This window comes from Peribacillus sp. YIM B13481, assembly GCF_042787985.1.
Taxonomy (GTDB): Bacteria; Bacillota; Bacilli; order Bacillales; family DSM-1321; genus Peribacillus; species Peribacillus simplex_A.
Window position 1 is genome coordinate 40,627 of sequence record NZ_JBHZPE010000020.1, and the last position, 16,531, is coordinate 57,157.

General features: G+C 37.7%; 12 protein-coding genes and 4 pseudogenes. 6 read left to right on the forward strand and 10 right to left on the reverse strand.

The window, feature by feature from the left end:
• The first annotated feature begins 704 nt into the window (after window positions 1-704).
• Window positions 705-2,135: an IS4 family transposase gene (locus ACFX4X_RS13280; RefSeq protein WP_377384112.1), complete on the forward strand. Its 1,431-nt coding sequence runs from the start codon at window positions 705-707 to the stop codon at window positions 2,133-2,135.
• Window positions 2,136-2,266: 131 nt separating this feature from the next.
• On the opposite strand, the gene ACFX4X_RS13285 is transcribed toward ACFX4X_RS13280, so the two are convergent.
• The 4 genes and pseudogenes from ACFX4X_RS13285 to ACFX4X_RS13300 all read right to left on the reverse strand — a co-directional run bounded on the left by ACFX4X_RS13285 (window position 2,267) and on the right by ACFX4X_RS13300 (window position 4,675).
• A complete protein-coding gene (locus ACFX4X_RS13285) occupies window positions 2,267-2,749 on the reverse strand; it encodes a DUF2690 domain-containing protein (protein WP_317778845.1) in 483 nt (160 codons plus the stop codon).
• A 573-nt stretch (window positions 2,750-3,322) separates the two neighbouring features.
• Window positions 3,323-3,764: pseudogene (locus ACFX4X_RS13290) on the reverse strand (transposase); the annotation flags it as partial.
• Between the two features lie 114 nt (window positions 3,765-3,878).
• Window positions 3,879-4,013 carry a hypothetical protein gene (locus ACFX4X_RS13295; RefSeq protein ID WP_377384065.1) on the reverse strand — a complete coding sequence of 45 codons (135 nt, stop codon included), beginning with the start codon at window positions 4,011-4,013 and terminating at the stop codon, window positions 3,879-3,881.
• 221 nt (window positions 4,014-4,234) lie between these two features.
• Entirely contained in the window at window positions 4,235-4,675 is a 441-nt protein-coding gene (locus ACFX4X_RS13300; protein ID WP_289337529.1) for an IS110 family transposase, read from the reverse strand.
• Window positions 4,676-4,913: 238 nt separating this feature from the next.
• Here ACFX4X_RS13300 and ACFX4X_RS13305 point away from each other — a divergent pair, with 238 nt between their 5' ends.
• Window positions 4,914-5,525, forward strand: a complete 612-nt coding sequence (locus ACFX4X_RS13305; protein WP_289337528.1) for an undecaprenyl-diphosphatase — start codon at window positions 4,914-4,916, stop codon at window positions 5,523-5,525.
• Window positions 5,526-5,908: 383 nt separating this feature from the next.
• A pseudogene (locus ACFX4X_RS13310) lies at window positions 5,909-6,670 on the forward strand (COG4705 family protein); the annotation flags it as partial.
• A 1,712-nt stretch (window positions 6,671-8,382) separates the two neighbouring features.
• Here ACFX4X_RS13310 and ACFX4X_RS13315 read toward each other — a convergent pair.
• Window positions 8,383-9,726 carry an SCP2 sterol-binding domain-containing protein gene (locus tag ACFX4X_RS13315; RefSeq protein WP_377384068.1) on the reverse strand — a complete coding sequence of 448 codons (1,344 nt, stop codon included), beginning with the start codon at window positions 9,724-9,726 and terminating at the stop codon, window positions 8,383-8,385.
• 426 nt (window positions 9,727-10,152) lie between these two features.
• On the reverse strand, window positions 10,153-10,749 hold the full coding sequence (locus ACFX4X_RS13320; protein WP_317778850.1) for a TetR/AcrR family transcriptional regulator: 597 nt from the start codon (window positions 10,747-10,749) through the stop codon (window positions 10,153-10,155).
• Between the two features lie 140 nt (window positions 10,750-10,889).
• Here ACFX4X_RS13320 and ACFX4X_RS13325 point away from each other — a divergent pair.
• Window positions 10,890-12,059: pseudogene (locus tag ACFX4X_RS13325) on the forward strand (glutamate-5-semialdehyde dehydrogenase).
• Between the two features lie 303 nt (window positions 12,060-12,362).
• A pseudogene (locus ACFX4X_RS13330) lies at window positions 12,363-12,502 on the forward strand (DUF896 domain-containing protein); the annotation flags it as partial.
• A gap of 79 nt (window positions 12,503-12,581) precedes the next feature.
• On the opposite strand, the gene ACFX4X_RS13335 reads toward ACFX4X_RS13330, so the two are convergent.
• From ACFX4X_RS13335 to ACFX4X_RS13350, 4 genes are all read right to left on the reverse strand, one after another.
• Entirely contained in the window at window positions 12,582-12,962 is a 381-nt protein-coding gene (locus tag ACFX4X_RS13335) for a VOC family protein (protein WP_125162717.1), read from the reverse strand.
• 253 nt (window positions 12,963-13,215) lie between these two features.
• Complete coding sequence (locus tag ACFX4X_RS13340; protein WP_377384115.1) at window positions 13,216-13,305, reverse strand: hypothetical protein; 90 nt, start codon at window positions 13,303-13,305, stop codon at window positions 13,216-13,218.
• Window positions 13,286-13,534, reverse strand: coding sequence for a DUF5131 family protein (locus ACFX4X_RS13345; protein ID WP_377384117.1), 249 nt, complete (start codon window positions 13,532-13,534; stop codon window positions 13,286-13,288). Before ACFX4X_RS13345 ends, ACFX4X_RS13340 begins: the two co-directional genes overlap by 20 nt.
• Window positions 13,535-13,598: 64 nt before the next feature.
• Window positions 13,599-14,567 (reverse strand): hypothetical protein, encoded by a 969-nt coding sequence (locus tag ACFX4X_RS13350; RefSeq protein WP_377384070.1) that lies wholly within the window; start codon window positions 14,565-14,567, stop codon window positions 13,599-13,601.
• Window positions 14,568-15,479: 912 nt separating this feature from the next.
• On the opposite strand from ACFX4X_RS13350, the gene ACFX4X_RS13355 reads away from it, so the two are divergent.
• The gene (locus ACFX4X_RS13355) at window positions 15,480-16,058 is read left to right on the forward strand and encodes a 2OG-Fe(II) oxygenase (RefSeq protein WP_375166292.1); all 579 of its coding nucleotides are present in this window, start codon (window positions 15,480-15,482) and stop codon (window positions 16,056-16,058) included.
• Window positions 16,059-16,531 lie beyond the last annotated feature (473 nt).

The following is a 16,531-nucleotide window of genomic DNA, read 5'->3' on the forward strand; positions in this document are numbered from 1 at the left end:
TCTTCTTTGGAGTTCATGAAAATTAGCTATATCAGGCTTTACTTCTATTGCAACATCTACACCGTCAGAAACAATTAGACTATGTTTACCACTATTATTGACGGTATGAGGGAAAGACGCATTGTAATAGAATTTTGGGTCAGGTTATTTAACCGTTTTATTATTAAACACAGCTTTCTCCGGATCAACCTTGTAAATCACACTATTAAAGATATATTTATTACCTTTCCCCATAGTCAACATTTCACAGCAAATATAGCCCATCTATCAATCAATCTTTTTTCAAAACGATACAACTTTATTAGGGGCACGGAAACGATTCGAGGATTAAGGGGCCATATGTATAAAAATTTACAATCGTTGTAAATTATCGAACCGAATAATCGGATAATTAATGCGGATTCTACCATATTTCAACAGGACTTAAAAATGCTAATTGAACCTTGGCTAACTGTTAAACAATATGATGAAAAAGATATTAAAAAAAGTGTTCAACAATTAAGATAAGTCTTTTCAAACAAAGCCCTGAATCTTCTACTTAGCGTAGAAAATCCAGGGCTTTTTATTCCAAAAATTGTCTTAGCGTATTCGCGTTTTGTCGGCAGGACCCCATGCCCATCAAGCTAAGTTTAAACAATACCTTCAAGAATGAAAAAACGCTATTCTTATTGTAAGAAGTTTACGAGAAAGGAAGGTGTTTTTTTATAAATCCTATCATCTCCAGTGAACTGACACTTTTTGCACAAGAATTACAACGTTTTCTATCTCCAATTGTCATACAAGAAACTGCCAAACAGGTGGGCTTTGTACAACGATCTAGTAAGTATCAAGCAAATGGACTTATCGCCCTGTGCGTTTGGCTCAGCCAAGAAGTCGCTAGTACATCACTTACGCAATTATGTAGTCGTTTAGAGGCTTCGACGGGTGTATTAATAAGCCCAGAAGGGCTGAATCAACGCTTTAATCCAGCAGCTGTCGCATTTCTTCGAGAAGTCTTTACTTCTCTTCTCACACAAAAACTCTGTTCAAATCAATCGCTTTCTGCACACATAATCTCTACTTTCAATCGTATCCGTATTTTAGATGCGACAGTTTTTCAACTGCCTGATCATTTCGCCACTGACTATCGAGGTTCTGGTGGGAGTAGTAATACGGCAGGCGTGAAAATCCAATTGGAATATGATTTATTAAGTGGCCAATTTTTAAACGTACAACTGGGACCTGGAAAGAACAATGATAAAACATACGGCACCATCTGCCTTGAAACTGTTGAGAAAGGCGATTTATGTTTACGTGACCTTGGTTACTTTGATTTAGGAGACTTACAAGCCATTCATGATAAAGAGGCTTATTTTATCTCTCGGTTGAAGTTAAATACACGTATTTATATCAAGAACCCTGATCCAGAATTTTTCAACAATGGTACGGTAAAAAAACAAACTGAATACATCCAAGTTGATATGACACAAATGATGTCTAGTCTAACCCCTGGTGAAACGCTGGAAATATCAAAGGCATACATTGGACAAAATCAGAAGCTCCCAGCACGTGTTATTATCCATCGACTAACCGACGATCAAACGCAAACACGCCTAAAAAACCAAGCACTACGAGAAAAGAAGAAAGGCATTGTCATGAAAGATAAAAGTAAGCACTTGATGGGCATGAACGTCTATATTACGAATACATCACCAGAAGAAGTTCCCACTGACTATGTTCACTCCCTCTATTCCCTGCGTTGGCAAATCGAAATTTTGTTTAAAACATGGAAGTCATTCTTTGAAATCGATGAATGCAAAACAATCAAAAAAGAACGCCTTGAGTGCCATTTATATGGCCAACTCATTGGCATTCTCCTCTGTTCTTCTACCATGTTTCAAATGCGACAGTTACTTCTTGAAAAGAAAAAGAAGGAATTGAGTGAATACAAAGCAATTTATATGATTAAAGATTACTTCCCGTTACTGTTTCAAGCGATGGCAGTTGGCACAGAAGAACTTTTGAACATTCTGCATCGCCTTTATCAGTTGCTCAAAAAGAATGGTCGTAAATGTCATCGTTATAAGAAGATGACTGTCTTGGATATTCTTGGAGTTGTATATGAAAAAACGGTGAAGGATAGACAAGCTGCCTAGCAAAAAAATAGCATTTTAATAGGCTTTTTTGTCATGTCAACTTTTTCATTACTCGTTTGTTTTAAAACAATGATCAACTCGTATCTTGTAATTTATGTTGTTAGCTTGATGGGTATGCGGCAGGACCCCTATTAATAGTATCCAGTAATACCATAAGCCTCAAAAGGATTCGAGCTTGTTGATCGATATCCTTCTGCTTTCGCATAATTTCCCACTGGATCATCAACCATGGGGGTATAACATGATTTTTGTCCGGAAAGTACTTTTCCATTTCCTCCAGAACTATTACAATCATATGATCGGAGCTTAATCGAATGATCGGAATTATACTGGTGAATAAAGGCATTCCCTGTATAACCGGATGGCAAGGCAGAATTAAATGTAGTTTTCGCCCAAGCAGACTTACAGGATGGACTATATTTTACCTGAATTGTTCCAACAATGGTTCCATTATCCTTCTTTACACTCGTAGAAACTGCCGTGTAGGCATCATTTTGACAACCAGTAGAAACTGGACTCTTCCCGTTATAACTTGCAGCCTCTACATTGGGAATAGAAAATGACATTGTGGTTAACGCCAAAAATGAAAGAAATACCAACAATTTTTGTTTCATTATAATCCTCTCCTCGATATTTTTTCAATACTCTGAAAATTATAACGTTATGTGTATTTATAATCTATATAACTAAACTACTATCTTATTCAACAATCTGGCCCAATTGTTGAATAAAGATCAAACAGCACTCTTCAACTCCCTAAGTTTGATGCAAATATCTCTCGAATGCTCACTTATTCGCAGGATTTCATTACCCTTGATTGTAAGGTCAAAGTTAAATGGAGTGATTTCAGGACATGAAGATTTCGTGAAATCATAGTGAAATAAAGGAGTTGTACAAGACTCCACATTTTGCCATATTATGTACATTCTCCACGCCGCCCCTGGAGGCTTTCCCTCCCATGTCTCAACAGGTCAACTGCCCTATCATTCCTTCTTCATGCCTATCCAAGGGGTGGAGGCCAGTTATGCTAACCTGATGGGTCAGTGCTCTTTTGTTGAAGAAATCTGGTACTCCGCACATATTTGAAATCCTACGAATAAGCCAACATTCGTAAAAAGAAAAAGTCTATGAAAAAATTAGCTTTTGAATGTTCCCTCGAGAACCCAATTAAAAAATCCCCTTTAAAATTACGCAACCGGTTCAGTAATAGGTTGAACTTTTTCTGCACAATAAGCCTCGTTTCTGCCTGCTATTCCAACAAATATCCTAGCTAGCTTACCTACCAATTTCATAATCGATTTCATTTTCTTCACCTTAACATTATTTGGAGTGAATAGCTCGAAATTCCGTGTTATTCATCAAAAGGCTCATGGTGGCTAAGTAAAGGAAACGTCTTAGCCTGGATCGCCCACGCTTAGAGAAGACAATTTAGCCTTTCCACTTACCAGAGCTTGCTTCAGCCAGATGCAACCCAGTGTGCCAAAGTAAAGAATTACCGTTTGAAAAACCACTTAGATCTCCTGCTTCATCTAATATTCCGGCTAAAGACATTTCACTAATTCCCTTAATGGCAAGCAGCTTCTTGGCAAAAGGTATCTGTTTTAATACATCCTTAACCTCTTGTTCCACTTTCGAGATGTAAGACTGCAAAGTGAGAGTTTAGTAACTGAATGAAATTCTTAACATGGCGTGAGCAACGACAATTCCAGCTCGTTTTCTTCCTTTTCTTGCAGCTGTCCGTCTTTATAGAGGGCCAGGATAGCTTTTAGAGGCTCCAATTGAATGAGCAGCTTCGGTTAAAGGAGACTTTAAATATTTATTTCCCTTTTTGGCTCTGATGGACTTCCTTTTTCCTGCACTTTCATTGTGTCCTGGCACGAGGGCGGCCCATGAACATAATCTGGCTGCACTTCGAACTGTTTTTCAACGTCTGTTCCGATTTCAGCTAGAATTTGTTCTGCCATTCGAATGGCAATACCGGGTATTGAATCCAATCGTTCTATGCTTTCTTGGTACACTAACTCTTTGGGCAACCTCCTGATCGAGTTTTTCAATCTGTTCAGTCAGAAAGTCAATATGAGTTAGAATCGTTTTGAGCATCATGCCTGATTAGGATTCACGTACCCATTCAGGGCAAGGATTAAATCCTCCTTTTTCTTCTTCATCGAACATCTCGCAAAGTTTGCTAGTTTCTTAGGATCATCCTCACCATTTGCGATCGCATGAAGCATGTCCTTTGATGAAACGCCCATAATATCCGATACGACAGAGCCGAATTTGATATTTGCACCATCAAGAACCTTTTGAATTAAATTATGCTGTCTAGCTCGTTCTTCAATAATACTTCTGCGATAACGAACAAGCTCACGCAATTCTCGCTGATCTCGATCAGGGATAAAGCTTGCCTTCAACAACCCATGACGAAGAAGTTGAGTGATCCACTCAGCATCCTTGCCATCAGTTTTTCGACCAGGGTCTGCTTTCATATGTTGTGCGTTAACAACTAAAAATTCCATTTCTTCAGCCTCAATTAAGTTCACGATAGGCTTCCAAAATACATCAAAAGACGCTTTGCACATGCAATAGCTTACTATTTGTTTTTGCCTTCATTTTTAACGACTATAGCACTAAACTCGCCTTTATTTTTCTTTTTTAATTTATTTTTAACGTAATTTTCATAGGATGTTCAGGTTCCTTCGATACACTCAGAATGAATGTTTCTGGTCAACTTGATTTTAAATGAGAAACCAAAACCATATAAGCAAGGAGATGAACAATATGAACTATGAAATATTTCAATGGATTAACGGTTGGTCCGGCCATTACTCTTATCTAGATAGAGGAATGATATTTATCACTAATAGCGTTCCATATGTGGTAATCGCACTTATGTTGTTCCTATGGTTTATTGCAAACAAAGAAAAACGAGCGGAAAAACAGTACACAGCTATATACGCTGTTTTTTCTTGCTTACTTGGATTGTTCATAAACGCAATCCTTCACCTTGTCTACTATCATCCAAGGCCATTCGTGGCACACCATGTTCATCAGTTAATACCGCATCCTGCTGACTCTTCGTTTGTAAGTGATCACTCGGTATTAGTATTCTCCATTGCATATACGATGGTGCTACGAAACGACTCGTGGAAGTATCCCATATTAGTATGGGCTATTATTGTTGGCATTTCGCGTATATTCGTCGGAGTCCATTATCCTGCAGACGTGATTGGTGGCGCCCTTATTTCATATGGGGTAAGCATATTCGTTATGCAGTCTTCCAAAAAACTGGAGCCTTTGGTACAAGTGGTGTTCTACATGTATGACAGATTAACGAAACATATCCCTTTCCTGGCTAAGTACAACCATAAAGACTTAAGTCAAGATAGATAAGGATTTTTTCTAATGGAAAATCTACTAAGAGTTGAAATCCTATGGTTAATTGATAAACAAACTTTTTCTTATTATTTGGAAATGTTGTATTTTCTATTTTTGTCAGAGATGGAAATTGCTTTGTAACAATGACAACTTCCAAGAAGGAGATGAGTTAGCATTTTCTGAACAAACTGAAATGGTCCAACATTCAGGTCGGTAAATGCTATGCAAAGAATCACAAGTCACCATATTTTTTGGAGCCGTCAAGATTATGGCAACCACTGTGGGAGAAACAGCGCAGACTTCCTTAATGATTAACTTGGATTTGGATGGGTATCCTTATTTAGAGAGAGAAATAAAATTAAGTTGTGGGAAACCACTTTAAAGAAAGGAAATTATATATGCAAGAAAACCAAAATAAAATGAAAATTTCACTTAACAAAGTGCCACAAGTGACGATGTTCTTTTGGATCATCAAAGTTTTGTGTACAACTGTTGGTGAAACATTTGCTGATTTCATCAATTTCAACATTGGACTTGGTTTAACTCTTACTACCATTATTATGGGAGTTGCGTTTTTTATTGCATTGTTTTTTCAGTTTAAAGCAAACAAATATGTTCCAGCCATTTACTGGGTAACAGTTGTTCTTATAAGCGTATTCGGAACACTGGTAACGGATAATTTGACAGATAATATAGGCATACCACTTGAGGTTAGCACAGCTGTATTCTCGGTGCTACTAGGACTGACTTTTCTATTTTGGTATCTTAGTGAAAAAACACTATCGATCCACTCGATTTTCACTAGAAAAAGAGAAGTTTTCTACTGGCTTACGATCCTTTTCACCTTTGCACTTGGAACAGCGGTCGGCGATTTATATTCCGAACAACTTGGTTTCGGTTATCTTAACACAGGAATAGGCGTTGTTATTATTATTGCTCTTGTGTTCTTAGCTTATAAATTATTGAAACTTGACGGAGTATTAGCTTTCTGGATTGCGTATATTTTAACACGTCCGCTTGGAGCGTCACTTGGAGATTACCTATCCCAACCAAAAGTAAATGGCGGATTAGGACTCGGGACAACCGTTACGAGTGTGATTTTTCTTATCGCTATTTTAGCGATCATCGTTTTCCTTGCCGTTTCAAAAATTGATACAAATGCTAAAAGTGATATAGCGGAAACAAACCAAAGTAATGCAAATAAGAAACATGTGCTAACACAAACGATTGTTGTACTCGTAATTTTCTTAGTTGTTGGTATAGGTGGTTATAACTGGCGCAGTAATAATATTGCATCACAAGGTGCTGCAGAGCAAGCTACATTAGCAGGTCAATTAAATGATTTTGTTAAAATTGAAAATGATATGCTAAACGCTGTAAATAAAAACGACTTTGCTTCAGCAAAAAAAGGCGCTGATAATTTGGAACATCAGTGGGATACACAAGAACCTAAGCTTCGAAAAATTGATAGCACTACATGGACAAAAATTGATGGAACAATTGATTCTGTACTAGCATCGGTTCGTTCTTCAAAACCTGATGTTAATCAAAGCAAAACAGCACTTACTAATTCACTTAGTGTCTTAAAAGGTGCAAATAAATCAACATCAAATTCTGGTGCCTCACAAACTACATTATCTGGACAGTTAAACGATTTTGCAAAAATCGAAAATGCTATACTAAACTCTGTAAACAAAAATGACTTTGCTTCAGCGAAAAAAGGGGCAGATGAATTAGAACATCAATGGGACACACAGGAACCTAAGTTTCGAAAAATCGATGGCGCTACATGGACGAAAATTGATGGAACAATTGATGTTGTATTAGCAGCAGTTCGTTCATCGAATCCTGATGTAAACAAGTGTAAAACAGCACTTAACAATTCACTTAGTACCATAAACGCAACAAATAAATAATACTCTTAGGAATCGCCAATCGCGGTTCCTTTTTAAATGGAACTCTTATTAAACTAAAACTCCCTTAATAAACTAAACACAATCTCAGGATTGCTCTAGAATTCTTAGGATTTCATAGCCATATCATTAACCATTATCCATGTAAGATCAGCATTATTCCTCAAGGATAGGGATTTATCGAAAAAAGTGTATGCTAAACTAGCCAATTATAGTAAAAAAATTGGTTCAAGCAATGTTATGATCGCAGTTTAGGATGTATAATTGAAATTGGTATTTATGCAAAACATGAATGTATAAGTGACTAAAAGGAAGGCGAATTGTTTTGGCAATAATAGATTTTGACCAATTGCTTTTAGATACTGAAGAAATTACCGAATAGGCAACTCCATTCCATCTCGATACATTTGACAATTATTAGATAAAACTGATAATTGGTAAAGAAAAGCATGCCCAAGGTGGATATGCTTTTTTGTCACTTTGACCGATAATTTACACCTATTTTAAGTATTATTTTGCACAGCCAACTTTAAAAACCCAGCTACCTTCACATGAGAAGAATAGCTGGGTTTCTTAATAATTTACATTCAATCATTTATAGAATTATTCTGATCTGTTTAGTAAAAAAGCAACTGCTTATTATTTAGCAATCGCGCCCTTTTATTGAAAAAGGATCTTAAACTATTATTTTTCAAGGGTACTCATTATTTCATTAATAACTTCGGCGCAAGTCTTAATTTCTTTTATTCCACGAAACAAACTCACCAAAGGGCGGTGTCTGTCCAAAACCTAAAAAAATTCATCCATCCACTGTTTGGATTAACTTCATAAGTTAGCAATTTAAAGGAAACTGTTCCTCTATGTTTCTAGGAATAGGTTTTTGCACCTGAACCATAATGTATCGAACCTAACAAAATGATTATGTTATTTCCCACTTTTCATTAAAATCTTCTTATCTTTTATGACGGAAAGCACTTGCTGAAAGCTTTAAATAGCTTTAACTGCCCTTTTGTGCGAATTTTACCTGACATGACGGCTGATAATATCCCTGTTTCTTTGGCCATCAGCCGAATCCATGTTTGACTGTCTGCAATAAGTTGGAAATCTGCATCCCCGAGATGTCCCTTTTCCACAGTAAGGGTCTTGTTCTTTATGATAACCGTTGCTTGAGCATTTTCTTCTCCAGTAAATGTAAAATGATAGGTAGCAGCTAAATCTTTTGCTTGATTTCTTTGAAACATATGAGGAAGCACCTGCAAAAACGCACGGATTGATTTCGATCGTAAGCCGTTGCTCACCGGTCGAACTTGTTTATGGGGAAAACGCTTTTTGACATGATCCTCAGCGTCGGAATTCGGCACTACATACACCATTTCGCTTTTATCCTGTAGTGGTTTGACAACGTCCTTCAAAAATTTCTTGCGATCGTCAAGAAACTCACCAATTACATCTTCTCCAGCAGGACAAACGGACATACAGTAGGCCGCTTTATAGCTAGCTCCAAAAGAAAGGCTCTGCCACATAGATGCTGTTTCTGCATCATTTACTTTATCCCTGTATGATTTAGAATTTTTGCTGTCGGTAATCTTCTTCACCCAATCGCTGAAGCCGCCGGAAAATTCTCGATAGTTGTGCGTATAACAGGCGGAGAAATTAAAATGACCATCAGCGCCAATGGCTCCTACCGGGCAGGCAGCTACGCACAATTTGCACTCCAAACACGGATTATAATCAATGGGCTGACTTTCCGAAGTCATATCTGCATTTGTAAGGATCGTACCTAACAAAATAAAGTTGCCGAACTTGGGATGAATGACATTTCTATGGATGCCTATTTGTCCGAGTCCAGCCGCAACCGCAATTGGTTTATGTGAGATGACCCATGCTTTTCCGGTACTTTCCTGCTCCATCGGGAATCCTGCTGGCGGATTCAATGCTTTGATGCCTTGCTCTTCAAGCTCTTTCACGATTTCATGTCCGATATGCGTTACGTTATCGACAACATGATGAAATTCCGTATTTGCAATGGATCGAGCTGTCGAACGCAAGGGCTCGCGGTTCATTTTACAGACGAAACTAATAAGCGTCCTGGCTTCAGGAAACAGATTCAAAATTTCTTTTTGTTGGTCCTCAAGTTCGCTTCGGTCAATAGTGACGAATCCAACATCGTCGGCTCCTGCATGTAGACATAAATCCCGCAACCATTGTGTATCTATGCGCCTGCCTTCGGTCCCCTGCATAATTTCCTTTTTCTTGTAATATTGTTTTACGGTATGATGATCATTTATTGTCCCCTTTTTCATGGCACTCAACTCCTTAGTCATTCAATTTAACGCCAGCCGAACTGTTTGATGGCCTGCCCAATCATTCGAAGTTGTGCATTTCATACAGACTTCGTAAAATTGATTTTTAGTTCTAGCGTTGTGAATGTCTCCCCTTTGCTGAGGGTAGATGCATAGGCTATTCTCATCGCTGTATCAGTAGCATCGCAAAGTACGCCGTCGTGAAGCTTTCTACCAAGGCTCACAGAACTTGTACGGAAAGCTTATCGGAACGGTCAAGACTTAAAGTTTCTTTCTTCTTGCCCATCGATGATCAGACGACATCCACTATGACAGCATCCTTGTCAGATTTCGTATTATCGCCTTCTAAGTATTATAGATAATCAGTGAGACCGATCGGTCTTTTTTAGAGTAAAAAAAAGCCATCTCCGGCTTCTTTTTAGACTGCTAGGCACAGTTCTGAGCAAGAAACGATCTAAGATGATACACAGCTTTTTTCATGTACTCTTGGTTCTTGTAAAGTTTGCTAAGTGCTAGCGCCCCCTCCAGCGTGGAGATAAACACGGTCGCCACAAACTCGGGATCCACTCCTTGTTTAACCTCACCCTTCTTTATGCCTTCCTGAACAAGATTACGAACCATTCCGAGCAAGCCATCCATTGCTTCACGGACTTTTTCTTGAAGCAATGGGTCTGCGTCATCTGCTTCAATGGCAGCATTCATAATCGGGCAACCTCCCGGGAACAATTCTCTTTCAGCAATCCCCTCAAATACGGAAATAATGGAAAGAAGACGTTCCATGTATCCTTGTTTGCCTGCCATTGCTTCAGAGAAAAAATGACTCATAGTGTCAATGGAAAAGGAGAAAGCGCTCAACATTATTTCCTCTTTATTTTCAAAATGGTTATAAATCCCTCCTTTTTGAAGACCAGTCTCGTGCATGATGTCGGATATAGAAGATGCCCTATATCCTTGGCTATTAAAAATTTTTGATGCTTTTTCTAAGATCAGGGCTTTAGTCTGTTCTCCCTTGCGATTAACCATGAATCTATTTGCCTCCTTTTGAAAAAGGTTTACGAAATTTATAAGACCATTCGGTCCTTTTTATTGTACAATTAGGTAGTATCTTTGTAAAGTGCAAAAAATAACAGGAAAAATTTTTGATTAAAGTGGATTACATCACATTGACTGAATTACAGATAAAAGGAAGACAAGCAAAACAGACATCCCACGTCCTAGCAAATATAAGTAGCAAATGCAAACAAGATGCTCTATTTAAAATGGCTGATTATTTACTTAAATATAAGCAAGATATCTTAAAGGTAAATCAAATAGATTTAAAAGTGGAACAGCAAAAATAATGTTAGATCGTCTATTGTTAAATGCAAATCGTATTGAAGAAATGGCAAACGGTTTACGACAAGTCGCTACTTTACCAGATCCCATTTGTGAATTAAAGAATATGTCTGTACATCCAAATGGTTTACAAATTGGACAGCTAAGTGTGCCATTAGGAGTTATAGGAATCATTCATGAAGCTCGTCCAAATGGAACTTGTGATGCAGCCGGATTATGTTTAAAATCTGGTAATGCAACTATATTACGAGGTGGCAGTGAAGCAATATACTCTAATATAGCTATTGTAAATATATTATCAAAAGCTATTTCTGATGCAAATGCAACTTAATGAACATGTAGATGTGCTTATTCCTCGTGGAGGTTCAGGGTTAATTCAGAACGTCGTTAAGAATGCAACGGTACCAGTAATCGAAACTGGTACTGGTAACTGTCACATTCATGCAGATGAATCTTGTAATATTGAAATGGCGAAATCAATTATTATTAATGCAAAACATCTCGTCCTTCTGCATGCAATGCAGTTGAATAAGTACTTATAAATAAAAATATAGCTGAGAAATTCTTACCAATCATATCTCAAGCATTAATTGAAGAAAATGTTGAGATACGTGGGGATAAAAGTGTTGCTGAAATCTGTCCAAATATAAGATTGGCAACGAAAGAGGACTGGAAACAAGAATACTTAGATTACATCTTAGCTATTAAAGTAGTAGAAGATATTGATGAAGCTATTTCACATATTAATAACTATAGCTCAAGCCATTCAGAAGCGATTATCACAAACGACTATAATCATGCTCAATACTTTCTAAAAATTTGTGAATTCCTCAGCTGTGTATGTTAATACATCGACTCGTTTTACTGACGGAGAAGAGTTCGGGTTTGAAGCTGAGATTGGTATTAGTACTCAAAAAATACATGCTAGGGGCCCAATGGGGTTGAAAGGATTAACAACTACGAAATACATAATTTACGGAAACGGACAAACTCGGTAACCAGAAGTTTATAAAGAGAAATATGTACTGCCCGTTTTTTCACAGAGTATATAAACATAAACTATTTAAAAAAGATATTTTATTGTTTTCTAAAGGATAATGATAATTTGAACGGAATTTTTAAATAGATAAAAGGCAGCTAAGAACTATTTCTCGCCGCCTTTTATTTTCTATGAAGGTGGACGCTATACCCTGTGCAAAATAACGCTTAAAACCAACGCAAATTATCAGTCAAAGTTACAGGGATGACATGAATTCCCTAATCATGGATTCTTTAATTGAAAGCCTTGACGACTAAACTTTTTAAGACAAGAATATCTTGGTATTATTAGAGGCCAAGTGGGTCTACAACATTCTCAATTATGAAAGTTGTAGACCCACTTGGCCAAGACGTAACACCAGATAAAGTATATGAACTACGTAAACAATCAAGTATTGATTAATTTAAGTTAAAAAAAGAGACTCATTCGTTCTCCTAGCTTTTAATAAGTTAGGGGCAGCAAATGAGTCTTTAATTTATTGTTAACACACAAGCAGATTAAATTTGTGACCATCTAAATCTTCAAATAATCCACCATAATATCCTTCATGTTCTGTTGAACGTTGGAGTACTTTGCCACCTGCCGCTTCAACTTTATCCAATATCTCATCGACCTCATTATTTTCCTTCACACCTATCGACACTAACACTTCATTTGCATTAGTTTTTACTGAAGCATGAGAAACCTGCTCATAATGAGACTTTTCAATTAGAATGATTATCGAACCTTCCGCCACTTTAATACCAACCATTTTATCTAACATATCTGGGTTTTTATTAATATTGAATCCGATTCCCTCGAAAAACGCTTCACTCTTTTCTAAATTTTCAACTGGTAAATTAAACCATACGGATTGCAACATTCTTACATCCCCCTAGTGAGCTGGATAATACATAACTTATTCAATTATACACATTTCAATTTCCTTATGCAAAGTAGCTAAATAAAGAGTACGCCATTTATCATGGCACACACTGCTAATCATTCGAACCTTTTACTGTCTCATTAGCGACTACATAAATGCTTAAGTTTCTTAGTAGTTTACTGTTGCCAAGGCGACTGCATAAGAGGATGGGACATAAATCCCATTCTTAAATAGAAAACGTGGTAGATCTCTACCCTGGGCCAAATTCTATCCAGTGTATATCTTTGAGATCAAGGAAATTCAGAGGCCCAAGAAGTGGTTCAAGTGAGAGAAATCGAATATGAGCAAGTACTTTTTCTTAAATCTTTAATTCGATAAGATACATCTTCATTCTCCAAACTCGTTCCTATCCAAATATTTGGTGTCCAATGTAAGGATTCAGCCAATTCACTAAGTCGTTTAGAGCGTTTAGTTAGTATTTGATAAGTATTATGTGGCGTTTCATTCATTGTTTTAAAGACTCTCTGTATAAAATCAAGCGGAACCTCCTCATTAAATAAATCCGACATGGAATTGGGCAATTTTTTTATTTTATGTTTTTTTCTATTTAAAACATAATTCAATCTTAGGACATTAATTCCTTCTAGAACTGCGCATTGCTCTCCGGCGGTCGTGCAGTACCATCAGGATAATTATTCCCATCATCACTCCCAAGACGCTACTTAACTCGGTGGTTAGTACATATGCAAGCGGGTACTCTAGAGCAGGTTGTGCATCGGGGCGAATGGCGGACAAGCGGTTAAAGAGGTTATAAGAGAACAGCATTCCCGACGAGATCCATGCTGCTGCCATAGGAGGGAGGAACCTCTTCGACCCGCGGCGGGTGGTCAGTACCAACAAACCCCATGCCCCCGCGAAGGCCCACACACCGGTACTCAACGACAATAGGCGCCACCATATATCGCGGTTATCCAACATAGCTGGGTTGATGCCAATAGTTCCACCAACCGCCCAGAATAGCTTAATAAATCCAAGCAGGATACAGCCAGCCGCGACAAGCCTAGCCAAGGTGATATGCAGTTTCTGGCTGTTGCCCGGGAGTAATTCAATGTCGATTGGATCAGCAAATGCCTCTGGCCAACGCGCTTTAGCGTATCCAGCTAAGGCGAAAGGTAGGCAGATGCCGACTCCAACCAGTGAGACCATTACGAAAATCTGCTCATATACCCAAACGTTGATAGCTCCTGCCTGCTGATCGCGTATCATAGCAGCAGGACCAAGCACAGGTGCTAACAACAGCATAGGAATAAGTAAACCAGTACCTACCCAGACGGGCAAGGCAACCAACCAGGCGGGCAGTCGCTCACCCCATGTCATGCTAAACGCCAATGCTAACAGGATACCAACTGCAGCTAGAACCATTGTTACTGCGTTTGCAGTGCGCCAACTTGGGTCGCCCATTTGTTCGGTCGGCATGAAGAGACCGAACGTCCAGGCGATTTTGATTAACAGATAAGGCATTAACGCTATAGCGGCACCATAACCCCAAAATCTGCGCTTCTTCATCAAATGTGAAATTGGCTGCTTTTTCATTACTGTCATGAGGACACCTCGGCTGCCAGACCAGTGAGTTCGTAAATCTCTACCTCTACAATGAACAGAGCGCTTCCATTTAAACTCTCATGTTTATTTCTATTTATAACTATAAATAAACACCCCTTAAGAATTATTATTTAAACTGTTTTAGTTTTAATGAAATATAAGACTTTTCACGAAGATAATCATTCCCCCCCCATTACGCTCACCGTCAATACCCTAAAAACTGCTCTGCCCGCTTTAACTTTAACATAATATTCCAATCAGGAATCCCTTATTCTAAAAAATTGACACAAGAAGATCGCCTTCATTGACGACCTTCTTGTGTCAATAACTAATATGCCCTTACTATTATTTAAATTGGATTATTCTTTTTATAAAAGGCTCTTTTCGTAAAGATTGTTGTTTTTAAAACGAAACTATATAAGGTTGATTGGAGCGGAAGTGCGAGACTCCTGCGGGAGCAGCGGGACAGGTGAGACCCCACAGGCGTTTACGCCGAGGAGGCTCACCGCCCGCCCCGCGGAAAGCGAGCATCTGGAGGGGAAATCAACCACAACTCACTACCTGGTAAATAGCAACAAAGTATGTGAAAACAGCCTTATAAAAAAACATTGATCATTTTTGCCTTCCTTAATCAACTAAACCAGCTAATAGGAAGTCAATATCTTTCTCTAAAATAAAAAACAACGTATGGTGAGTTCGCTCAAAGGGGGATCATCACACACAAAATGTCCATTGACGAAGCAAGACATGGTTATCCCATGATATAATTATCATAGAAAACCGCTTACAGAAATGAAATTAAAAATCAGAAAATTCATTCTCTTGAGGAGACGATGAAAGTTGACAGTGGACAATAAAAATTCAATAAGTAAAGAACAAACTATTTTTAATCATATTGGAAATAAAATCAAAATGGAAGATAGAGAAATTAATATAATTGCTAAATTAGAAGAACCTCTTCTGGTGGTTTTAGGAAATGTATTGAGTGACGAAGAATGTGATGAACTTATTAGACTGTCAAAAGACAAAATGCATCGTTCTAAAATTGGAGTTACACCCGAAGTAAATGAGATAAGAACTAGTAGTAGTATGTTTTTTCAAGAAAATGAAAATGACATCATTTCCAAAATTGAAAAAAGAATATCGTCTATCATGAATATACCCATTGAACATGGGGATGGTATTCAAATTCTTAAATATATTCCAGGTCAAGAGTATAAAGCTCATTTTGATTTTTTTACATCTGCAAGTAAAGCAACAAAAAACAATAGAATCAGCACAATCGTCATGTACTTAAATGATGTAGAGCATGGGGGAGAAACTTTTTTTCCTAAACTGAATTTTTCAGTATCACCTCAAAAAGGAATGGCTGTGTATTTTGAATATTTCTATAACGATCAAAACCTTAACGACCTGACTTTACATGGTGGAGCTCCAGTTATTACTGGAGAAAAATGGGTTGCAACACAATGGATGAGAAGGAAAAAATAGTCTCCAAATGTCAGATGTTCAATTTTTTAAAATGATAGATGTAATTCACTTCCTGCTCCTACATAACTGTCTCCTTCAAACCTTTATATCTGTATTAATGCATGAAGAATGAAGTTCGAGAAAAAACAGAAAATAGACATCTTTTTTTCTCATCGAGTTCCTTAATGAACTAATACACCTATTAGTTCATAAGGGATTTTCCTGATAAAATATGGCCACAAGGTGAAATCAAATAAATGACCAATAGCCTAATTAAGACTTGTCCATGGACCTTTCAAAACCTCGTCTTACCTCTTCTGCTATTAAATGCTTTAATGCATCTCTAAGTAAGCTCCATCCAGTGAAATGTTTGTTTGGCAATCCGGATATCCAAGTTCTTGAATTAGGAATACAGCTTAAGATTTAACTTTTTAGTGTCCAAAATATTGACTCAAATCCAGTTACCCCTTAAAAAAGTTGATTGATTTAGTGTT